Raw genomic sequence first — 19,627 nt, forward strand, 5'->3', positions numbered from 1 at the left:
CGCCGCCCTTCGGCGGGCTCGACGCCGGGGTGAGCGGTTTGTCCGGTCGACGGTCCTGGAACGCTCTCCGTCATCGGAGGTGGATGCCACCGCCTCCGGGCGAGCGCTATTGCGACGGGTCCAGCCAGGTGAAGTCCGGGCGGATGCCCTGTTCGATGAGGTCCTGGCCGGTTGATCGCAGGTCGAACATCGCCGACAGGTCCGGTTCGGTGCCCGGCGTCGTCCAGCAGGACTCCAGGCTGGTCAGCAGGCCGCTCAGAGTGCGCCGGAACTCCAGCGACAGGTCCGGCGCCGCCGTCGAGGGCATGAAGTCGTGCACGTCCGGCAGGGTGATCGGCGCGCCACTGAAACTCCACACCCCGTCGACCTTGACCAGCCGCTTCTGGACGAACAGCTCCTTGAACAGGTAGTAGTGCGCATGGCTCGTCCCCTCGCTGGTGGGGACGTCGGGCGAGCCGGGAACGCCTTCCCCTTCGCGCTTGATCCGGTCGATCGCCGCGATCGCGTCGTCGACGGTCCGGATCGGCGGCGCGAGGGGGACCTCCACCGCGAGCGCGTCCTGGTCGATCGGCGGATCGGTCTCCTGGAACGTCTCGATGATCGTGTCGTAGAAGGCGCCGATCGTCGGCGGCGGCGTCGTGTCCAGGAGGGCGACCGGAGGAAAGTCCGGATGCTCGATCTGCATGAACACCGCAAGCTGGTCCTTGTTCAGCGGCTTGAGATCGACCGGTAGCTCCTGCGCGATGCCGCCGGGCAGCTCGTTCGCCGGGTAGACGGGCAGGAAGTCCGCGTGGGCGATGGACGGCGTGCCTCCTACCGCGGTCAGCAGGTTCCCCGCCAGCGCGAAATGGTGCATCTCCTGGATCACCACCTGGTGGACGACGTTCCGGGTGTGGTCCGGATCGTGCCGGACCGACCACTCGGCGCACAGATACGGCGGGATCGTGGCGAACTCCAGCCGCATCGCGAGTTGCAGAGCGCCTTTGAGGTCGTCCGGCGAGAGAATTCGCGCCTCGACGTACTCTCTGAGCGTCTTCATGGGAGAAGTCCCCGTCGTCATCGGGCTCATCGCACAACGCCACTCTCGGTTCACCGGGACCGCGCATTTTCGCCGGTCCCGGCGCCGCGTCCACGTTCTTCTCAGACGCCGGGATTTTTCCCGGGTTCATTCGGGTGCATGCGTCAGCATTGTTTTGCCGAACCTGGACAGGCCGGGGTGCTTCGTCAGCCGAACGCCGCGGCGTTCCGGGCCGCCCAGTCGGCGTAGGTGTGCGGCGCGGCGCCGGTCAGCTCCCGCACGACCGGTGACACGTCCGCAGCCCTGCCGACGAACGAGGCGAACAGCGTGAGCATCGAGTCCACGACCGCCGCGGGGGTGTGCGCGATCATCTGCTCGCGGGCCTGCTCGGGAGACAGTTCCTCCAGGCGCAGGTCGCGGCCCAGGATCTCGCCGAGGATCCGTACCCGCTCGGCCGTCGTCAGCGAGGCGGGACCGCTCAGCTCGTAGGCCCTGCCCGCGTGCCCGTCGTCGAGCAGCGTCCGCGCGGCCACCGCCGCGATGTCCCGTTCGTCGATCGGCGCGGTGGCGGCCTCGGCGAACGGAGCGCGTACCACGCCGCCGTTCTGGACGCCGGGCGCCCACCGCAGGTCGTTCGCCATGAACGCGCCAGGACGCAGGAACGTCCACGGCAGCCCCGACCCGGCCACGGCCCGCTCGTACTCGGCGTGGGCGCTGCCCAGCACGCCGGCCTGCTTCATGGTCACCGCCAGCGCGGACAGCAGCACCACGTGCCCGAGGCCGGCCCTCGCGGCCTCGCGCAGGAAGCCGTCCACCTGGCCGCCGGCCGGGAGCAGGAACGCGCGGTCCGCCCCCTGCAACGCGGCCCGCAGGTCGTCCGCCCGCGACATGTCGGCTCTGACCACCTCCACGCCGTCGGGCAGGCCGGCCCGTTCAGGGTTGCGGCTGATCGCCCGGACCTGCTCGCCCGCCCCGAGCAGCAGCTCCACCAGATGACGCCCGACGTTCCCCGTGGCGCCTGTCACCAGAATCACGTCTACCTCACTTCGGATATCCGAACTATTTGGATATGGGGACTGTAACCTGTGACCGTGACGGACCCCATTTCGCCCCCGCGACTGCCGCGGCCCGAGGAGGTCAGGGAAGCCCTCGGCTTCGTACCCCTGGTGGAGGCGTACTTCCGGCGAGCCCAGGCCGAGATGCCGGACCGGCTGCGGGAGATCTTCCGCAGCCACGGGCTCACCGGGAGGCACGGCGCGGTCATCCCGCAGCTGACCGTCGAGTCGGCGCTCAGCGTGAGCGAGCTGGCCGACAGGATGGGCATGTCGCTGCCGACCGCGAGCGAGCTGGTCGGCGACCTCAGCCGGGCCGGCCTGGTCGAACGCCGGGAGGATCCGGCCGACCGCCGCCGCACCCTGGTGTCGCTGGCCCCTGACCAGCGGGCCATGGTCGAGGGGTTCGTCGCCCTGCGTGCCGCGCCGCTGCTGCGCGTCCTGGACAACCTCTCGCCGTCGGACCGGCAGGGGTTCGTGGCGGGGCTGATCGCGTGGGCGCACGAGGTGCGCAACTGGTGACGTACGGTCGGCGGCGGGACCGCGCTCCCGCGCTATGAGGGGGAGGCGGTCGCGCAGCGGGTGGCGAGGCCGTCCAGGAGGCAGTCGAGGCCGAACGCGAAGCGCCGCTCGCTCTCGCGTTCGACGTCGATCTCGCCCGTGGCGGCCATCCGGCCGGCCAGCGTCGGGTGGCGTTCGGCGACCTGGCGCAGGTACTCGGCCGCCTGCTCGTCCCAGCCGGACCCGGTCCCGCTCATGCGGGCCAGCGTGTCGCGCCAGGCGACCTCCGCGATGACCGCGCCGACCACGTGGTCGTTGACGGCGGCCATGGCGGCGTCGAGGTCGGAGCCGGCGAACCCGGCGCGCTCCAGCAGGCGCAACCCGGTCTCGGCCAGGGCGAGCGCGTTGGGGCCGAGGTTGGGCCTGACGGTCAGCTCGGACAGGGCCCACCGGTGGCGCAGCAGCATGGCGCGGTTGCTGCGGGCCAGCGCCGCCAGGGCGTCCCGCCAGCCGGACGTGCCGGAGCCGGCGCGCACCTCGGCCAGCACGCGGTCGAGGGCCAGCTCCAGCAGGTCGTCTTTGGTGTGGACGTACCAGTACAGCGACCCGGCGGTCACCCCCAGCTCGGTGGCGACGCGGCGCATCGACAGCCCCCGGTGACCCTCGGCGTCGAGGACGGCGACCGCCACGTCGACGATCCGCTCGCGGGTGAGCTGGCGGTCGCGCGGCGGCCGCTCGGGACGCAGCCACACCGACCCGCCGGAGGACTCTGACGACGGCACGCGATCACCCTACCCGCCTTGACCTCGCCCTTCGATTCCCTTATACAACGTTCAAGAGTGTTAAACGTTGTTCAAGGAGGCGCCGGATGCCCGCTCTGATGTTCCGCGCGAACGGCCTGCTGCCGGGCGACGTGCACGTGACGGAGCTCGGCCCCGAGTCCGGGCCGCCGGCGGTCTTCGTGCACGGCTGCACGAGCTGGGGCGACGACCCCGTGTACGGGTTCGCGGCACAACGCCCGCTGGCCGGCCGGTTCCGTCTGCTCCTGATGGACCGCCGGGGCTACGGCGGCAGCCCGCGCCATGATCGCGGCGGCGCGCAGGCCGGAGGCGGCGCGCTCGCTCACCTTGGTCGAGCCAGGCTGCTACCAGGCGGCCGCCGACCATCCCGAGGTGGCCGAGGCGCTGCGCGCCAACCGTGCCGCCTACGCCGACCTTCCCGACCTGACGCCCGAGGAGTGGCTGCGGGCCGCCGCCGGCTCGACCGGCATGCCGGAGCCCGGCACGGGCGATCGGCGGTTGCGTGCGGCCGCCACGGCACTGCGTGAACGCGTCTGCTGGGAGGCGGGCCTCCCGCTGCCGGCGCTGCGGGCGGCGTCCTTCCCCAAGCTGATCGTCTCGGGCACCTGGAAGGACGCACCCGGGCCGTACCGGGAGCGCGGCGGCGTCCCTCTCATGGCCTGCGCACGGGTCACGGCCGAGCGGATCGGCGCCCGGCACGAGCAGGTGCCGGGCAGCGCCCACTACCCGCACGTCGAGGCGCCGGAGCGGCTGAACGCGCTGCTCGCCGCCCTCTGGTCCGGCGCCTGACCGCCCTGGAAGCGCCATGACCGCGCCGGACGGGGGAGGCCCGTCAAGCCAGGAAGAACGTGGCCAGCGTGCGGGCGACCGGCGCGGGGTCGTTCTCCATGGGGATGTGACCGGCCTTCGCGACCCGCACCAGCGTGGTGTTCGGCACCTCGTCGGCGAACCGCTGCGCGTAGCCGACCCGCTGGAAGGTGTCGTCCTCGCCCCACACCAGCAGCTTCGGCACGTCGCAGGCGAGCAGGGCAGGCATGAGGTCGAGGGTGTAGCGGCTGTCGGCGGCGCCGGCCAGCGCCATCCAGGACCGCCCCACGCGTGCTTCGCGCCACGGGTCGAGGTAGTCGTCCATCTCTCCCTCGGCGACAGGACGGGCCAAGGCGGCGGTGACGGCCACGCGCCGGGCGGCGAGCAGGTCCTCCACGGTGGTGGCGGCGACCACGGCCGGGTCTCGGTAGCGCGCCACGCCGGGCACCGGCCAGGAGTCGTAGGTCACCGAGTTGACCAGCGCCAGCCGGGGAACCGTCAGCTCGCCGCCGGTCAGCAGGTGCTGAGCGACCGCGCCGCCGATGTCGTGCCCGGCCACGCCCGCGGGCGCGTCCATGCCGAGCGCCGCCGCGAAGCGCGCCACCCAGGCGGCCAGTGCGGGCACAGTGGCCGTCTCCAGCGTCAGCTCCCCTTCCGAGCGGCCCAGGCCGGGGAGGTCGACGGCGACCGGCCGCAACCCGGCCGCGGCCAGGTCGTCGAGCACCGGCAGCCAGACACGGCTCCAGTACGTGCCGTGGAGCAACAGGACCTGCGGGCCGCGCTCGCCCGCCGTCAGATAACTGGCCGCGCGGCCGTCGACGTCGATCGTCATGCGTGTGGACATGGCCATAACCATCGGGGAATGCACCAATGCCGGTCAAATACCACTTAGGGTATGGCCCCATGACGTTGACGCAGCTCCGAGCCCTGATCGCGGTGGCCGAGCAGGGCGGATTCACCGCGGCGGCGGACCTGCTCGGCATGTCCCAGCCCGCTGTCAGCCGCGCCGTCGCCAGTCTCGAACGCGAGCTCGGCGCCCCCCTGTTCGTCCGGCACACCGACGGCATCGCCCTCACCGAGGCCGGACGGCGCGCCCACCTCCGTGCTCGCGAGGCTCTGCGCCACTTCGACCTGATCCGCGCGGAGGTGGCAGCCGCCGCCGGTGAGGTCACCGGGCCGCTCCGGCTGGCCAGCCTGCCCAGCGCGACCGGCACCCTCATCGCCCGCCGGTTGCGGATCTTCACCGATCGTCACCCCCAGGTCCAGGTACGTCTGTTCGAGGGGGCCGACGACGACGTCCGCGGCTGGCTGCAAGGGGGCGCGGCCGAGGTCGGCGTGGTCACGCTCCCGGCTCCCGGCCTGCACACGATCCCGCTCAGCACGCACGAGATGGTCGCCGTGGTGCCGGCCGGCCACCGCCTGGCCGGGCAGGAGACCGTCCACATCACCGACCTGGCCGGGCAGCCGTTCATCCTCACCACGGCGGGTTGCCGTCCGCTCATCACCGAGGCGGCACGCCAGGCCGGCGCCCAGCTCGACGTCGCCTACGAGGCCGGCGGCCAATCGGCCATCCTCGAAATGGTGGCCGCGGGCCTGGGCGTCAGCATCGTGCCCACGCTCGGCCTGCCGTCCGAGCTCGGGCCGGTCACGACCAGACCGCTCGAACCGCGCCTCACCCGGACGCTCGCCCTGGCCGTCCTGTCGCCGAGCGACTGCGGGCCCGCCGTACGAGCCTTCCTCGCCCTGGCCGAGCCCGGCTGACCTGCTCCTTGTCGCAGCGTTCGAGGTGGCGACACTCGTCACGCCGGGAAGGTAGGGAGGCGAGTTCGAGCGCGGCCGGCTGGAGGTGGATCAGATGGCTCTGGGCCTGCTCGGTGAGCGGGGCGCCGGCCTTGACCCGGCATGACATTCACCCGCGGCGTGGCTGCTTGAGCCGCCGGTGGGCCGCGACGGTGGTTGCGGTGCTGACGAAGGCCGCGAGTGCGGACGTTCGGTGTCCCTGTGGCCAGGCGAGGATGAGGGTGGTGGGCTCGGCGTCGGTGACGGGTACGCAGACCAGGTCGTCGCCGACCTCGACCTGGTCAGGCGGGTGTTCGAGACCAACTTCTTCGGTGTGATCGCGGTGACCGACGCCATGCTGCCGCTGCTGTCGCGATCGGCGGCGGCCCGCGTCGTCAACGTGTCCAGCGGTGTCGGGTCGCTCGCCTACATGACCGATCCGGATCACTACATGTCCCGGCTGGCGGGGCACGCGGCGTACCCGCGCTCGAAGACCGCGCTCAACTCCTTGACCGTGCAGTACGCCAAGGACCTCCGGGAACGGGGCATCCTCGTCACCCGCACGGCCGACGACGGCGCCGCGATCGGGTTTGCCTGGTGTGGCGAAGCGGGGTTCCAGACAATTCAGCAGCCACCCAAGCTGAGAGTCGTCGCCCTGATGACCTGCGACGTCGCCGGGCTCCACCGCTCGAATCGACAGAGAAGCGCGACCGGCCTCGATCGCCTCAGGGCAGACATCCCACTCGATTCCACGGGAGGAAGCACGCCGTGATCAGCAAGATCAAACTCGTCGTCGCCATGGGGGCGCTGGCCGCCTTCGCCGTGGTCCCGGGCGGCTCCGCCTCCGCGAACGCGGCCCAGAGCGCCTGCAACGTCGAACACGAGAGGTGGTGGACCGACTCGAACGGCGACTACTGGGTGCGGCTGAACAACTACTGCACCGAGGTCAAGAACGTCTGCGTGGACATCCCCTACTGGTTCGACGCCGGCCCCCAGACCCTCCTGGGCAACCACACGACCGACTGGGACTACGGCAACAAGCGCTGGAGCAGGCCGGGGGTCGGCATCTACTACTGCTAGCCGGCGGCGCTCAGGCGAAGGCCGTCGCGCGGGCCCGCCCCGGCGTCGTCGAGCGGGCGGTCGTAGCCTTGCGTTCATGATCGAACGAGTGCAGGTCGCCGTGGTCGGCGTCGGTAACAACGTGTCCGCGCTGGTGCAGGGGATAGCGCTGTACCGCGCCTCGGGGAGCATGGCCGGGCTCCGCCGGCCGGTGCTGGAGGGGCTGGGCGTGGGCGATGTCGACTTCGTGGCGGCCTTCGCCACCTCGCCGGAGAAGATCGGGCGGGACCTGTCCGAGGTGATCTTCCTGCCGCCCAACAACTATCCGCAGATCACCGGTGAGCTGCCGCCCTCCGGCGTCACGGTGTGCCGGGGGATCACCGACACCGCCGACGACGCCGAGGTGGACCGGGTGGCCGGGGAGCTCGCCGGAGCGGAGGTCGTGCTGTACGCCGCTCCCAGCGGCCGGCCGGAGACGGCGCGCGCGTACGCGGAGGCGGCGTTGCGGGCGGGAGCGGCGTTCGTCAACACCACCTCTGATCCGGTGGCCCGCGACCCCCGGCTGCTGGACCGCTTCGTCACGGCTGGACTGCCGCTGTTGGGCGACGACCTGACCAGCCAGTTCGGCACCTCGATCGTGCATCACGCCCTGCTGCGGCTGCTGGAGGAGCGCGGGCTCACCCTCACCAGCTCCTACCAGGTCAATCTGGGCGGCACCGAGGACTTCCGTAACCTGGCCGAGAACGGCGACAGCAAGATGCGCTCCAAGCTCAACGCCCTCGCCTCGGAGAGCGAAGCGCCCGGCCGGGTGCAGGTCGCTCCGCTGGGATACCTCCCGCACCTGAAGTCGCACAAGGTGGCGCACATCAACATCGAGGCCCAGGCCTGGGGCGAGACCACGGTGTCCCTGGACGTGAAGTTGAAGGTGCACGACCCCAGTGGCGCCGCCGGTGTCAACATCGACCTCATCCGCATGGCGGCCGGCGCGTTGCGGCAGCGCCGTGGCGGCTACCTCGACGAGGCCGCGCCGCTGCTCAAGTCCCCGCCCGGTACCGCCGTCTGACCCGGGGCCGCCGGCTCTTCGTCGTTGGTCGATCATGGGAGCCTGTGGTCGTCCAGTGATGGGGGTGCGCGGATGAGCTTCGTCGTCCTGAAGAGCACGGACCTGCCGGCCGAGGAACGATTCGGCTGGTGGTGCGACATGATCAGCCGGGATGTGGGGCCCACCCGCATCACGAGCGAGCACATGGCCGACTTCCGTGCCACCGCCGGAGTCATCGACCTGGGCGTCGTCCAGCTCACCACCACCTCCTTCCCGGCGCTCACGTCGGCACGGACCCCGGCGCTGATCCGCCGTTCCGACCCCGAGGCGTACGAGCTGACGCTGATCGTGGGCGGCGAGATGTGGATCTGCCAGAACCGGGACGACACCCGGATGACCGCCGGCGACCTGGTGATGTGGCAGACCTCGCGCCCCTACGACGGCGGCGCCTTCGACGGGCCGCACCAGGCGCAGGCCATCATCATGCACCTGCCGCGCGCCGGGCTGCCGCTGCCCGAACGGCAGGTCGACGGCCTCCTGTCGCGCAGGATGCCCGCCACCGGCGGGCTGAGCGCTGTGCTCGCCACCCACCTCAGGACCCTGGTGCGCGAGGTTCCCGCCATGTCCCCCCAGGACGCCACGCGGCTGGGCGCGACCACCCTGGACCTGGCCCTGGCCTTCCTGGCCCACCGGCTGAACGCCCAGCACCGGCTGGCGCCCGAGACCCGGGACCAGAGCCTCATGGCGCAGATCTGCGCGTTCGTCGAGCACAATCTGGGCGACGCCCGACTGGGGCCCGGGGTCGTCGCGGCCCGTCACCACATCTCCGTGCGTCACCTGCAGGTGCTCTTCCAGCGTCAGGGCACCACCCTGACCGACTGGATCAGACGGCGGCGCCTCGAACACTGCCGCGCCGACCTGGCCGACCCGCGGCTGCGCACGCTGTCGATCCAGGCCGTCGCGGCCCGCTGGGGGTTCCCGCGTGCCGCCGACTTCAGCCGGTCCTTCCGCGCGGCGTACGGGATGTCGCCCAGGCACTACCGCCACAGCGTGACGGCGCTGCGGGAGCCGCAGGGTGCGCCTGGTGCGTAGAAAGTCTGCGTCTCACGCTAACGACCGCGGCGCGCCGCCGTAGCAAGCTGTCGGGGGCGTGGGCGATGAGCGAGGTCGGCCGCCACGGCGACGATGATCAGCATGCCCCGTGATCGTGCATCGTTCCTCGCCACCCAGGGAGTTTCGCGCGTATGGGACACGTTCTTCGCAAGTTAGTGACGATCATGCTCGCCTTGTCGGTCATCTGGCCGTTGTCACTGGTCAGCGCCACCACTGCGGTGGCGGACGCGGGACCGTTCAAGGCGAAGGTCGACATCGACGGCCGGGGCAGCATGGACCCGGACGACCGCGTCAGCACCGACGCCTACCTCGCCGACGCCGACGTCACCATCGTCTGCCAGGACACCGGTCCGGCGGTCGGCGGGAGCGCCGTCTGGGACTACACCACCAAGAAGGTGTGGGTGCCCGACACCTACGTGCGCACCGGGATCGACGGCTTCCTGCCCGACGTCCCCCGCTGCTTGTCCATCGGGATCGACGGCTACGCGAACAAGGGCTCGCTGCACGGACCGTACCGGGTCAAGGTCGACCTGGACGGCAGGGGCAGCGCCAACCCCGACGACCGGGTACGGATCGACGCCTACATGCGGGACAGCCAGATCCTCATCAAGTGCCAGGACTACGGCGGCGCCGTCAACGGCAGCACGCTGTGGGACTACACCTCACAGGGTCTGTGGGTGCCCGACGTCCACATCAGCACCGGCACCACCGGCTGGATCCCCGGCATGCCCTCCTGCTCCTCGCTCGGCATCCCGGGCGGCGGCGGCACGCAGCCGGGCGGCGGCCGCCAGTTCCCGATCCGGACCACGCTCAACGGCTACCACGGCAAGAGCCTGAGCTCGGCCCGCGAGGAGGACAAGTACTCCGAGGAGAGCTACATCACCATCGTCTGCCAGGCCTACGGCGAGACGAACTACGGCGGCTCCACCGTCTGGGACAAGACCGTCGACGGGCTGTGGGTGGCCGACTACTACGTGCGCACCGGCTCCACCGACATCGTCATGAACCGCTGCGACAACGACGGCCCCTCGGGCGGCGGCGGCAACCGCTACCTGGTGCGCACCACGCTCAACGGCTACCACGGCAAGAGCCTGAGCTCGGCCCGCGAGGAGGACAGGTACGCCGGCAACAGCTACATCGCGATCGTCTGCCAGGCCTACGGTGAGTTCAACTACGGCGGCTCGGCCGTCTGGGACAAGACCTCCGACGGGCTGTGGGTGGCCGACTACTACGTCAAGACCGGCTCGTCCGACATCGTCCTGCCGCGCTGCGACAACGACCCCAAGCCCGCGGGCGGCGGTGGCGGCACGGGCAACCCCGGCACGCCGATGCCTCCGGGCAGCGGCACCGTCGACCGCGGCAACGTGCGCGACCAGATCGTGCGGGCCGCCTACAGCCAGCTCGGCGTCGCCGAGTGGGGCGACAACTGCAACCCCTACGGCTCGGGCGGCTCGGTCAAGTGCGGCTGGGCCTGGTGCAGCATGTTCGCGAGCTGGACGTGGCGGCACGCCGGCATCGACGTGTTCCTGCCCTACAGCGGCGACTTCTACTGGTGGGGCAAGAGCCGCGGCACGTTGCGCTCGCTCAGCGACATCCGGCCGGGCGACCTGGTGCTGTACGGCACGAGCGCGGGCAATAGCACCCACGTCGGCGTGGTGGTGGAGGTGGACGGCAACGGACTGATCACCACCATCGAGGGCAACTACGGCAACGCGGTCACGAAGGTCACCTCCTTCTCCCCGTACGGCGCCCACCCCGGCGGTCACGGCTCGCCGATCTACGCGGTGGTCTCGCCGCTGGCCGACTCCTCCACGGTCTGGGAGCGGTCCGGCGGCCCCGGCGACGAAGAGCCGGACAAGGAGAACTGCACCACCAGGCTCGACACCGTGCCCGGCGGCGGCTGGAACATGACCTGCCTGGAGTTCCGCAAGGAGCGTGGCTGGGAGGAGGTGCGCGGCGTGGCCTACGTCTTCCCGGCCAGGCCGACCGTCACCCGCGCGCACCTGAACCTGCGACTGTCCGACCTGCCGGGATCGGGCTCCAGCGTGGAGGTGCGCTGCGAATCGGCCCTGCTGGACTCGGTACGGTCGTGCGCCACGGCCTGGCGTCCCCAGTTCATCGGAGCGGTGGAGTTGAGCGTCGCCTACGCCTTCAACGGCGACACCCAGAACCGCAACGTCGGTGACCTGCGCTTCCGCGGCGCGGCCCAGGAGAACAACACCTTCTGCGGGCCGGCGGCGATGCAGGCGGTGCTGTCCACCACCGGCGCCGATCCCGTGCCCTCCCAGCGGGAGATCGCCGACGAGGTCGGCACCAGCCAGCTCGGCACCCTGCCCACCAACATGGCCCACTACGGCAACACGATCGTCGGCTACACCTACAACCAGAACTACCTGCGCAACACCGACGAGGACAACGCTGTGGCCATCGCCAACACCTTCAGCGCGGTGTGGTGGTCGCTGACGACCAAGAGCCAGCCCTCCATCCTGCTCGCCAAGTCCGACTACCTGCCCTGGGTCAACGTCAACAACGGCCTGCTGCGGCACTACGTGGTCATCCACGGCTTCTCCACCCTGCCGACGAGCGGCGGCGGCCAGACGTACCGGTTCCGGGTGTGGGACCCGCAGGAGGCCAGGCACCACTACATGACGATCGACCAGATGGTCTACGCCATGCGCAACGCCATGACGCCGGGCCTGCTGCACCTGATCACCCCGAAGGCCAACCCGTGACCTGACGCGGGCAGCCCCTGGAGCGCGCCGGGATCACCATCTCCCGGCGCGCGGCTCGTGCACCACCGTGCTGACCGGCCCCACGCTCACGGTCAAGCACTGCCCCTGAGACAGCGTCAGTCCTGAGTGGCGGCGTCGATGCTGCCGACGGTCAGGTCCGTCAGCGCCGCGATGGCCGTGGCGACGGTGGCACGCCCCCGGTTCAGCTCCGCGGCGATCGCCTCGGCCGCGCCCAGCACGCCGACGCAGCGCAGCCGGAGGGCTTCCCGCGTGAGCCCGGAGTACGGCCGCAGGGCGGTGGCCATCAGGTCCGTGTAGCCGTCGAGCAGCTCGCGCTCGATCGCCTCCATCTCCTGGCTCCCCTTGAGCGCGGCCGAGACGGCGGTCCACTCCGGCATGTCGGTGGCGCAGGCGAAGTAGGCGGCGCTCAGGACGCGCGCGATCTCGCGGGGGACGGCCGGGGCGTCGCGCAGAGCCTTCTCGGAGGCGGCCCGGTGTCGTTCGTCGAGCCGCCGGTAGAGCGCGATCAACAGGCCGGGACGGGTGCCGAAGTGGTCGTAGACGACCGGCCTGCTGACCCCGGCGGCCTCCGCCAGGCTGAGCAGCGTGAGGCTGTCGGTGCCGTGGGCGCGCACGATCGTCATGGCGGTGTCGAGCAGCTGCTCCCGCCTGGCCGGCTTGGACAGGCGAGTCGATCCCGTGGTCATCGTCCTCCCTTGCGTCGCCTCCCAGCTTAAGCTACAAAATGTAAGTTACAGAATGTAGGTTAGTGGGAGACGGAATCACCATGGAACACTCCGTACTGATCATGGGCGGATCCGGCCAGGCGGGCGCGGGCACCGCGGCCCTGCTGCGCCGGTGGTACCCGGAGTTGCCGCTGACGATCGCGGGCCGCGATCTCGGCCGCGCCCGGCGGGTCGCCGACGAGCTCGGCGGCGCGACGGCCGCGACCATCGACCTGCGCCGAGGCGACCTCGGCCTCCCGGGGACCGGCGGTCACTCGGCGGTCGTGGCGGCGGTGTGGGACAGCCACCTGAACGGACTGCGTTACGCGCAGGACCGCGGCCTGCCGTACGTCGCCATCTCCAGCGGCCTGGTCGACGTCGGCCCCGAGGCCGTCGCAGCCGGACTGCGGGCCGGCGCGGCGCCGATCCTGCTGGCCGGCCACTGGTACGCGGGGCTCGTCGTTCTCGCGGTGCTCGGCCTGGCCAGGGAGTTCGACCGGCTCGACACCATCGAGGTCGGCGGTGTGCTGGACGAACAGGACGGCGGCGGCCCCGCGGCCATCGCGGACATGGAACGCCTGCTGGCCGCCGCCTCGGCGGGGCACGTCCGCCGCGACGGCGTCTTCCGCTGGATCGGCGGCCCCGACATGGAGGTGGAGGTCACCGACATCGACGGCACCGTGTTGCCCGGCCGGATCGTCCCCATCCTCGACGTGCCGAGCCTGGCCCTCGCGACGGGCGCGCCCAACGTGCGCTTCGCGTTCGCGGTCGGTGAATCGGCGGGCAGGCGGCGCGGCGGTCCGGCGTCCGCGGCGGTCAGGATCGACCTCGAAGGCGTGGACCGCGCGGGCGCGCCACTCAGGACGAGCCGCTACCTCTTCCATCCGGAGGGGCAGCGCCCCCTGACGGCGCTCGGCGTCGCCCTCGGCGTCGAGCGCCTGCTCGGCCTGCGCGGCGGCCCCGTGCCGCCCGGCCTGCACACCCCCGAGGCGTTGATCGACCCCGGGTACGCGGCCGAGCGGATGGCGGAGATCGGCGCGTCCTTCACCGGCACGCACGGCGATCACTGACCTGCCACCTCCATTATGTTGAACGTTCGTACAAGTTGTACTAACGTTCAACATGATGAGAGCGAAGGGGACGTCATGACGCGGCAACAGTTCACGCGGGCAGGGACGCGCCAGTGGGCGGGCCTGGGACTGCTGGCCCTGCCGACGGTGCTGCTGGGGCTGGACGTGACCGTCCTGTACCTGGTGGCGCCGAGCATGGCGGCCGACCTGTCACCGTCGGCCACCCAACTGCTGTGGATCATGGACGCCTACGGGTTCCTCGTCGCCGGGTTCCTCATCACCATGGGTACGCTGGGCGACCGGATCGGGCGGCGCCGGTTGCTGAAGGCCGGGATGATCGCCTTCGCCGCGGTCTCGGTGTTCGCCGCGTTCGCCCCCACGGCCGAGCTGCTGATCCTCGCGCGAGCCCTGCTGGGGGTGGCCGGGGCGACGCTCATGCCCTCCACGCTGTCGCTGATCTCGAACATGTTCCCCGACGCGCGTCAGCGCGCGGTCGCGATCGGGATCTGGGCCACGATGTTCGCGCTCGGCATGGCCGCCGGGCCGATCGTGGGCGGAGCCCTGGTGGACTCCTTCTGGTGGGGAGCGCCGTTCCTGGCGGCGGTGCCCGTCGCCCTCGTCGTCCTGGCCGGGGCGCGCGCCCTGCTCCCCGAGTACGCGGCGCCGTCCAGCGGCCGGCTCGACCTGGTCAGCGTGGGCCTGTCCCTGGCGGCGATCCTGCCGGTCATCTACGCCGTCAAGCACATCGCCTCCGACGGGCCCGGCGGCCCGGCCCTCGTCTGTGCCGTGGCGGGCGTTCTGGCCGCGATCGTGTTCGTACGTCGCCAACGCCGCCTCCTCGATCCGCTGCTGGACGTGGCGCTGTTCGGCAACCGGGCCTTCGTCGTGGCCCTGGGCGTGCTGCTCATCGGCCTGGTCGGAGTCGGGGGCTCGATGTACCTGGTCACGCAGTACCTCCAGCTCGTCGAGGGGCTCACGCCCTTCGAAGCCGGGCTCTGGATGGGACCGCCGGCTCTGGCGATGTTCGCCGCCGCCATCGGTGCTCCGCTGGTCGCCCGGCGCTTCCGCCCCGGCTCGGTCATGGGCGCCGCTCTCGGGGCGTCCCTCGCCGGCTACGCGCTGCTCGCCACCGCGGGGCTCGACGACGAGGTCCCCGTGGCGGTCGGCTTCACGTTCGTCTATCTGGGGCTGGGCGCCCTCGCCGCCCTGGGCACCGACATGGTGGTGGGCGCGGTGCCGGCAGCGCGGTCCGGGTCGGCGGCGTCGATCTCCGAGACGGTCCAGGAACTCGGCATCGCCATCGGCGTCGCCCTGCTCGGCAGCCTCACCACCGCCGTCTACCGCACTCAGGTGACGGTGCCCGAAGGTCTGACGCCGGAGAGCTCCGGCGCCCTCACCGACAGCCTGAACGCGACCGTGGCGATCACCGACAGCCTTCCGGCCGGGACCGTCGAGGCGGCCCGGCAGGCCTTCACCAGCGGGCTCAACGTCGCTTCCCTGGTCGCGGGGGTCGCCATCGCCGTCGCCACGGCGCTGTGTCTCGGCATGCTGCGTCACGTGCCCGCGCTCGGGGAGACGCGGAACCGCGACACCGGCGCTTGAACGATGGTCCGACTATCCTGGGCGTCGTGCCGAGGAGCAGCAAGGACGACACCGCCGACGACAACGAGCACGTCGACGGACGCCGCGCGCGTGGCGAGAGGCGGCGCGCGGAGATCATCGAGGCCACTCTTGCCGTGGTCACCCGCGACGGCGCGGCCGGCGTCACCCATCGCACGGTCGCCAAGCAGGCCGGCACCACGACGTCCCTGAGCACCTACTACTTCGCCACCCTCGACGACCTGCTCGTCGCCGCCCTCACGACGGTCGCCGACGCCTACACCGCCCGCATCCGCGACATCATCGACAAACCCGGCGACAAGCTCAGCGGCCTGGCCCACCTCATCGCCGAGTCCGCCGGCTCCGGACGTGAACGCGCCCTGGCCGAACGCGAGCTGGCGACCCTCGCCGCCCGCCGCCCCGCACTGCGACCCGTGGCACGACGCTGGCGGCAGAACATCGCCGAACTCGCCACCACGCTGACCGACGACCCCGCGGCCATCGCCGCCCTGGTCGCGGCCTCCGACGGGCTGTGCACCGCGATCCTCCTCGACAACGTGCCCGCCGACCCGGATCACATCCAAGCCGTCCTGCAACGAGCCGTCCGCAACTGAGCAGGTGGCCGAGGGGGGTGCCTCCGGCTGTAGTCGTCTACACAGTCGAGCCACAGCGTATTGGGGCCGAACCGCACCGAATGAGTTCTTGAGACGGTCGGAGCGTAGGAGACGTCATCCTCCTTGACCTCGAAACCCAGGGTGTCGCGGTAGAAGGCGACGGTGGCCTCGTACTGCGCCTTGGGGATCTCCATGGCGATGTTCAGACCGGCGGTGAATGCGGGCTTGTTCATTGGTGTTCGACTCCTTCGTGTCGCGCTCAGGCGAGCCCGCCGAGCCGCTTGGCGGCTGAGCGGCAACCGTTGCAGAAGGGCTTCACGTCATGCGGAGGATGACCTTGCCGGTGGTGCGGCGGGTGGTCAGCGCGGTGAGGGCGGCGGCGGCCTGGTCGAGCGGGTATTCGGCGCCCACCAGGGGACGGACGCGTCCCGCGGCGGCCAGGGCGAGCAGGTCGTGGAGTGGCGCGGCGGCGCGGCTGCCGGGCAGGCGCAGGTGGGCGCCCAGCCAGTAGCCGCCGACGGCGATGTTGCGCTCGCTCAGGATCCCGGGGTCGATGGGGGCGGCGTCGATCCCGCCGGAGGTGCCGTAGGCGATCAGGCGGCCGAAGGGGGCCAGCGCATGAGGGGCCGCCTCGAAGACGGGGCCGCCGACGGCGTCGAGGATCACGTCGGCGAGGGCGCCGCCGCCGGCTTCGCGGACGCGCTCGGCGTAGCCGTCGGCCTCGCCGGGGATGGCGGCGTCGGCGCCGAGCCGGCGGACCAGGGCACGTTTGTCAGGGGTGGAGGCGGTGCCGATGACCCGTCCGGCGCCGAACTCCTTGGCCAGCTGGATCGCCAGGTGGCCGACGCCTCCGGCGGCGGCGTTCACGACGACGGTTTCGCCGGGGCGGACCCGCGCGGCCGTACGCAGCAGGTGCCAGGCGGTCAAGCCCTGGACCAGGAGCGCGAGCGCGGCGCCCGCGTCGAGGTCCTCGGGGATCTCGACCGGATCCTTCACCAGCGCCTTGGTAGCGAAGGCGGCGCCGGCGAAGGCGAGCATGCGGCGACCGTCCGGGGCGCGGCCGACGACCTCGCCGCCGGGGATGAACGGCAGTTGTGGCGGCAAGTAGGTGCCGCGCAGCCGTTCGGCGTCGGCGAAGTTGAGACCGGCGGCCTCGACGTCAAGGAGGATCTGGCCGGGGCCCGGCGCCGGGTCGGGAAGGTCGGCGGGGGTCAGGACATCGGGTTCGCCAAGGCGTTCAGCAATCATCGCTCTCATGCCGTGAACGCTAGGAGCCGCACGGTCGCGCAGGTAGCGGGTGGGATTTGTGGATGAGGCGGGATGCATGAAGGTTCTTCATGCATCCCGTGGCCGACCTTCGCCTGCTGGTGGCGGTGGACAGCGGAGCGGCGCGCGGGAGGGGCCTTCGCCGTGTCCGGAGGATTGAAAGCGCGTTGCAGGCGGCCTGCCGCTCAATGGTGGTCAAGTCCCCATACAACAGGAGGTTCCGATGAACCGCAGCCTGCGCACCCTGTTCGGCCTGACCGCCACCGCCGCGACCATCGCCCTGACCGTCCCGGCCATGAGCAACGCGGCGAACGCGTCACCGACCTCGCCTTCCGACCTCGACAACACCAGCCACGTCCAGGATCTCGCGCGGGCGCGCTCCTTCCTGTTCACCTACACCTTCAACGACCACCTCAAGGTCGCCGGCGGCAATTTCACCGTCGACCGCCGCGTCTTCCTGACCGTCAAGTTCAACAACGGCGTCACGAAGTTCTCCAGGTGGGTGATCGCCCGCACGCACCCCGTCACGCCCGGCGGCGCCATCTACGTGGAGACGACCGTCGCCGCCCCCTGCTCCGGAAGCAAGAACGGCTACGCGCAGGCCTACGACGAGGCCACCCGCACCTGGTCGCCGCGTCTCCCGGTGACGATCTGCCAGCGCATCGACTGAGAGGGCAGCCTTCCCGCCAGGGGAGGTCCGCCAGGTTGCTCTGTCAGAGCGAGAGCCGCTCCGCCTGCCGCCTCGGTACTGTGGCTTCGCATGACCGACACTGAGATCGAGATCACCGCCGACCTGGTCCGTGACTTGCTGCGGGAGCAACATCCCGACCTTGCCGGGCTGGCCGTCCGAGAGGTGGCGGGTGGCTGGGGCAACCAGATGTGGCGCCTCGGGGACGAGTTGGCCGTGCGCATGCAGCGTATGGACCCCACACCGGAGTTCCAGCTCAAGGAGCGGCGGTGGCTACCCGTGCTGGCCCCGCGCCTGCCGCTGCCGGTGCCGGTCCCTGTGCGGTCCGGCGAACCGTCCGGGCGCTTTCCCAAGCACTGGACCGTGATGACGTGGGTCCCCGGCGAGCCGCTGGACCACGGCTCGATCAGCAGGGGCGCCCACGCGGCCGACACGCTGGCGGGCTTCCTCAGGGCGCTTCATGCGGAGGCGCCCGCCGAGGCCCCGGCCAGTGCGGACCTCGGCGCTCACCCCCAGAGGTGCACGAGCGGCTTCGAGCAGTTCCTGCAGGCCGTCGACCCCGACGCCGTCGGCGATGTCGGCGCCGTCCGTGCCGTGTGGGCCGATGCGGTCGCCGCCCCCGAATGGGAGGGCCCGCCGGTGTGGGTGCACGGCGACCTCCATCCCGCGAACGTCGTCGTCTCGGACGGAACGCTCGCGGGCGTCGTCGACTTCGGTTCCCTGTTCGCCGGCGATCCGGCGTGGGACCTCGCCGCCGCATGGGTGCTGCTCCCCGCGGGCACGGCCGCCCGGTTCTTCGACGCGTACGGGCATGCGGACGAGGCGGCGATCCGGCGCGCCCGCGGGCTGGCCGCCATGAAGAGCCTCTTCCTGATGCTCATGGGGCAGAACGGAGATCGGGGCCTTCCCGGCGGCAAGCCGAACTGGGGACCCGCGGGCCGGGCGGCACTTGATCGTGTGCTGAAGGGCGTTTGACGGGCCCGCGCAGGGGCGATCCCGTCACCGGAAGATGTGGACGTTCTCGCGGACCCAGTCGTGGAGGGTCAGCGGCGGCCGGCCGGTGAGCCTGTCGACGGTGTCGAAGATCTGCCGGTCCCAGGCGGCCGATTGGCGTTTGAGCTCCAGCAGCGCCTCCAGACGAGGCCCCGACCAGCCGAGGCGGTCGAACTCCGCCTTGGCTTCTGCTGGACTGCGTTCGACGAGCTTGATCGGCCGGTCGAGGATCTGGCCGATGACGTCGGCCTGGTCCCGGGGTGAGAGGGCCTGGCCGCCGGTGAGGGTGTAGGCCCGGCCGTCGTGGCCCGGCGTGGTGAGGACGTGCGCGGCGACGGCGGCGAGGTCCCGGGGATGGATCATCGCGGAGACGGGATCGCCTTCGGTGACGTACATGGTGTGCTCGGCGGCGATGGTGGGGGCGTAGCCGTACAGGTAGGCCATGAAGGTGCCGGGGCGCAACAGCGTCCACGCCAGGCCGGAGTCCGTGACGACCTGTTCGCCGAGCCGATGTCCGGTGGTGATGGGGTCGGTGGCGCCGAAGGTTACGCCGCTGGTGGACAGTTTGACCAGATGGGAGACCCCGGCCCGGGCCGCCGCGGCGACCAGGTTGCGTTCTTGGACGGGGCCGTCGGGGCCGTAGCCGGGCGGCAGGACGAAGACCTTCTCGACGCCGTCGAGGGCGGCGTCGAGAGTGTCCGGCCGGGGGGGGGGGGGGGGCGAGGCGTCACCCCACACGGGGGGCGCGGGGCGGGCGGGGGGGGAGGGC

Annotated in this window: 21 protein-coding genes; 13 read left to right on the forward strand and 8 right to left on the reverse strand. The window is 71.4% G+C overall.

Going from position 1 to position 19,627, the window contains the following annotated elements; translation table 11 throughout:
• Positions 1 to 106: 106 nt before the first annotated feature.
• Together ABZ459_RS50145 and ABZ459_RS50150 are read right to left on the reverse strand one after the other, a co-directional pair.
• Complete coding sequence (locus ABZ459_RS50145; protein WP_357987775.1) at positions 107 to 1,039, reverse strand: ferritin-like protein; 933 nt, start codon at positions 1,037 to 1,039, stop codon at positions 107 to 109.
• A gap of 185 nt (positions 1,040 to 1,224) precedes the next feature.
• Complete coding sequence (locus ABZ459_RS50150) at positions 1,225 to 2,052, reverse strand: SDR family oxidoreductase (protein ID WP_357987778.1); 828 nt, start codon at positions 2,050 to 2,052, stop codon at positions 1,225 to 1,227.
• A 57-nt stretch (positions 2,053 to 2,109) separates the two neighbouring features.
• Between ABZ459_RS50150 and ABZ459_RS50155 the strand changes: the two genes are divergently transcribed.
• A complete protein-coding gene (locus tag ABZ459_RS50155; RefSeq protein ID WP_357987781.1) occupies positions 2,110 to 2,592 on the forward strand; it encodes a MarR family transcriptional regulator in 483 nt (160 codons plus the stop codon).
• A 32-nt stretch (positions 2,593 to 2,624) separates the two neighbouring features.
• Here the strand turns inward: ABZ459_RS50155 and ABZ459_RS50160 are convergent, their stop codons facing one another.
• On the reverse strand, positions 2,625 to 3,353 hold the full coding sequence (locus ABZ459_RS50160) for a TetR/AcrR family transcriptional regulator (protein WP_357987784.1): 729 nt from the start codon (positions 3,351 to 3,353) through the stop codon (positions 2,625 to 2,627).
• Between the two features lie 300 nt (positions 3,354 to 3,653).
• On the opposite strand from ABZ459_RS50160, the gene ABZ459_RS50165 reads away from it, so the two are divergent.
• On the forward strand, positions 3,654 to 4,160 hold the full coding sequence (locus tag ABZ459_RS50165; RefSeq protein WP_357987787.1) for a hypothetical protein: 507 nt from the start codon (positions 3,654 to 3,656) through the stop codon (positions 4,158 to 4,160).
• 43 nt (positions 4,161 to 4,203) lie between these two features.
• On the opposite strand, the gene ABZ459_RS50170 is transcribed toward ABZ459_RS50165, so the two are convergent.
• Positions 4,204 to 5,022, reverse strand: coding sequence for an alpha/beta hydrolase (locus ABZ459_RS50170; RefSeq protein ID WP_357987790.1), 819 nt, complete (start codon positions 5,020 to 5,022; stop codon positions 4,204 to 4,206).
• A 59-nt stretch (positions 5,023 to 5,081) separates the two neighbouring features.
• Between ABZ459_RS50170 and ABZ459_RS50175 the strand changes: the two genes are divergently transcribed.
• The 6 genes from ABZ459_RS50175 to ABZ459_RS50200 all read left to right on the forward strand — a co-directional run bounded on the left by ABZ459_RS50175 (position 5,082) and on the right by ABZ459_RS50200 (position 11,903).
• Complete coding sequence (locus ABZ459_RS50175) at positions 5,082 to 5,939, forward strand: LysR family transcriptional regulator (protein WP_357987793.1); 858 nt, start codon at positions 5,082 to 5,084, stop codon at positions 5,937 to 5,939.
• Positions 5,940 to 6,117: 178 nt separating this feature from the next.
• A complete protein-coding gene (locus ABZ459_RS50180) occupies positions 6,118 to 6,729 on the forward strand; it encodes an SDR family NAD(P)-dependent oxidoreductase (protein ID WP_357987796.1) in 612 nt (203 codons plus the stop codon).
• Entirely contained in the window at positions 6,726 to 7,037 is a 312-nt protein-coding gene (locus ABZ459_RS50185) for a hypothetical protein (protein ID WP_357987799.1), read from the forward strand. The genes ABZ459_RS50180 and ABZ459_RS50185 overlap by 4 nt, the downstream gene beginning before the upstream one ends.
• Positions 7,038 to 7,113: 76 nt before the next feature.
• Positions 7,114 to 8,079 (forward strand): hypothetical protein, encoded by a 966-nt coding sequence (locus tag ABZ459_RS50190; RefSeq protein ID WP_357987802.1) that lies wholly within the window; start codon positions 7,114 to 7,116, stop codon positions 8,077 to 8,079.
• Positions 8,080 to 8,151: 72 nt separating this feature from the next.
• Positions 8,152 to 9,150, forward strand: coding sequence for a helix-turn-helix domain-containing protein (locus ABZ459_RS50195; RefSeq protein ID WP_357987805.1), 999 nt, complete (start codon positions 8,152 to 8,154; stop codon positions 9,148 to 9,150).
• 152 nt (positions 9,151 to 9,302) lie between these two features.
• The gene (locus tag ABZ459_RS50200) at positions 9,303 to 11,903 is read left to right on the forward strand and encodes a CHAP domain-containing protein (RefSeq protein WP_357987808.1); all 2,601 of its coding nucleotides are present in this window, start codon (positions 9,303 to 9,305) and stop codon (positions 11,901 to 11,903) included.
• Between the two features lie 116 nt (positions 11,904 to 12,019).
• Here the strand turns inward: ABZ459_RS50200 and ABZ459_RS50205 are convergent, their stop codons facing one another.
• The gene (locus tag ABZ459_RS50205; protein ID WP_357987811.1) at positions 12,020 to 12,610 is read right to left on the reverse strand and encodes a TetR/AcrR family transcriptional regulator; all 591 of its coding nucleotides are present in this window, start codon (positions 12,608 to 12,610) and stop codon (positions 12,020 to 12,022) included.
• An 80-nt stretch (positions 12,611 to 12,690) separates the two neighbouring features.
• On the opposite strand from ABZ459_RS50205, the gene ABZ459_RS50210 reads away from it, so the two are divergent.
• The 3 genes from ABZ459_RS50210 to ABZ459_RS50220 all read left to right on the forward strand — a co-directional run bounded on the left by ABZ459_RS50210 (position 12,691) and on the right by ABZ459_RS50220 (position 15,911).
• Positions 12,691 to 13,698 carry a hypothetical protein gene (locus tag ABZ459_RS50210; protein WP_357987814.1) on the forward strand — a complete coding sequence of 336 codons (1,008 nt, stop codon included), beginning with the start codon at positions 12,691 to 12,693 and terminating at the stop codon, positions 13,696 to 13,698.
• 75 nt (positions 13,699 to 13,773) lie between these two features.
• Positions 13,774 to 15,300, forward strand: coding sequence for an MFS transporter (locus ABZ459_RS50215; RefSeq protein ID WP_357987817.1), 1,527 nt, complete (start codon positions 13,774 to 13,776; stop codon positions 15,298 to 15,300).
• A gap of 26 nt (positions 15,301 to 15,326) precedes the next feature.
• Positions 15,327 to 15,911 carry a TetR family transcriptional regulator gene (locus tag ABZ459_RS50220; protein ID WP_357987820.1) on the forward strand — a complete coding sequence of 195 codons (585 nt, stop codon included), beginning with the start codon at positions 15,327 to 15,329 and terminating at the stop codon, positions 15,909 to 15,911.
• Here the strand turns inward: ABZ459_RS50220 and ABZ459_RS50225 are convergent.
• The gene (locus ABZ459_RS50225) at positions 15,872 to 16,144 is read right to left on the reverse strand and encodes a VOC family protein (RefSeq protein ID WP_357987823.1); all 273 of its coding nucleotides are present in this window, start codon (positions 16,142 to 16,144) and stop codon (positions 15,872 to 15,874) included. The two genes, ABZ459_RS50220 and ABZ459_RS50225, sit on opposite strands and share 40 nt — an antisense overlap.
• An 82-nt stretch (positions 16,145 to 16,226) precedes the next feature.
• Entirely contained in the window at positions 16,227 to 17,168 is a 942-nt protein-coding gene (locus ABZ459_RS50230) for a zinc-binding dehydrogenase (RefSeq protein WP_357987826.1), read from the reverse strand.
• A gap of 232 nt (positions 17,169 to 17,400) precedes the next feature.
• Here ABZ459_RS50230 and ABZ459_RS50235 point away from each other — a divergent pair, with 232 nt between their 5' ends.
• Positions 17,401 to 17,847, forward strand: coding sequence for a hypothetical protein (locus ABZ459_RS50235; RefSeq protein ID WP_357987829.1), 447 nt, complete (start codon positions 17,401 to 17,403; stop codon positions 17,845 to 17,847).
• A gap of 90 nt (positions 17,848 to 17,937) precedes the next feature.
• Positions 17,938 to 18,840: a phosphotransferase gene (locus ABZ459_RS50240; RefSeq protein ID WP_357987832.1), complete on the forward strand. Its 903-nt coding sequence runs from the start codon at positions 17,938 to 17,940 to the stop codon at positions 18,838 to 18,840.
• 24 nt (positions 18,841 to 18,864) lie between these two features.
• Here ABZ459_RS50240 and ABZ459_RS50245 read toward each other — a convergent pair.
• A partial coding sequence (locus tag ABZ459_RS50245; protein WP_357987835.1) for an NAD(P)H-binding protein occupies positions 18,865 to 19,627 on the reverse strand: 763 nt, incomplete at its 5' end.

The organism is Nonomuraea sp. NPDC005692 (assembly GCF_040631115.1).
Lineage (GTDB): Bacteria > Actinomycetota > Actinomycetes > Streptosporangiales > Streptosporangiaceae > Nonomuraea.

What these genes read in the sequence shown, in the direction of transcription:
- ABZ459_RS50210 (WP_357987814.1), top strand. Translation starts at nt 12,691, where the DNA reads ATGGAACACTCCGTACTGATCATGGGCGGATCCGGCCAGGCGGGCGCG.
- ABZ459_RS50240 (WP_357987832.1), top strand. Translation starts at nt 17,938, where the DNA reads ATGACCGACACTGAGATCGAGATCACCGCCGACCTGGTCCGTGACTTG.
- ABZ459_RS50175 (WP_357987793.1), top strand. Translation starts at nt 5,082, where the DNA reads ATGACGTTGACGCAGCTCCGAGCCCTGATCGCGGTGGCCGAGCAGGGC.
- ABZ459_RS50195 (WP_357987805.1), top strand. Translation starts at nt 8,152, where the DNA reads ATGAGCTTCGTCGTCCTGAAGAGCACGGACCTGCCGGCCGAGGAACGA.
- ABZ459_RS50215 (WP_357987817.1), top strand. Translation starts at nt 13,774, where the DNA reads ATGACGCGGCAACAGTTCACGCGGGCAGGGACGCGCCAGTGGGCGGGC.
- ABZ459_RS50225 (WP_357987823.1), bottom strand. Translation starts at nt 16,144, where the DNA reads ATGAACAAGCCCGCATTCACCGCCGGTCTGAACATCGCCATGGAGATC.
- ABZ459_RS50200 (WP_357987808.1), top strand. Translation starts at nt 9,303, where the DNA reads ATGGGACACGTTCTTCGCAAGTTAGTGACGATCATGCTCGCCTTGTCG.
- ABZ459_RS50230 (WP_357987826.1), bottom strand. Translation starts at nt 17,168, where the DNA reads ATGAGAGCGATGATTGCTGAACGCCTTGGCGAACCCGATGTCCTGACC.
- ABZ459_RS50190 (WP_357987802.1), top strand. Translation starts at nt 7,114, where the DNA reads ATGATCGAACGAGTGCAGGTCGCCGTGGTCGGCGTCGGTAACAACGTG.
- ABZ459_RS50145 (WP_357987775.1), bottom strand. Translation starts at nt 1,039, where the DNA reads ATGAAGACGCTCAGAGAGTACGTCGAGGCGCGAATTCTCTCGCCGGAC.
- ABZ459_RS50235 (WP_357987829.1), top strand. Translation starts at nt 17,401, where the DNA reads ATGAACCGCAGCCTGCGCACCCTGTTCGGCCTGACCGCCACCGCCGCG.
- ABZ459_RS50205 (WP_357987811.1), bottom strand. Translation starts at nt 12,610, where the DNA reads ATGACCACGGGATCGACTCGCCTGTCCAAGCCGGCCAGGCGGGAGCAG.
- ABZ459_RS50165 (WP_357987787.1), top strand. Translation starts at nt 3,654, where the DNA reads ATGATCGCGGCGGCGCGCAGGCCGGAGGCGGCGCGCTCGCTCACCTTG.
- ABZ459_RS50170 (WP_357987790.1), bottom strand. Translation starts at nt 5,022, where the DNA reads ATGTCCACACGCATGACGATCGACGTCGACGGCCGCGCGGCCAGTTAT.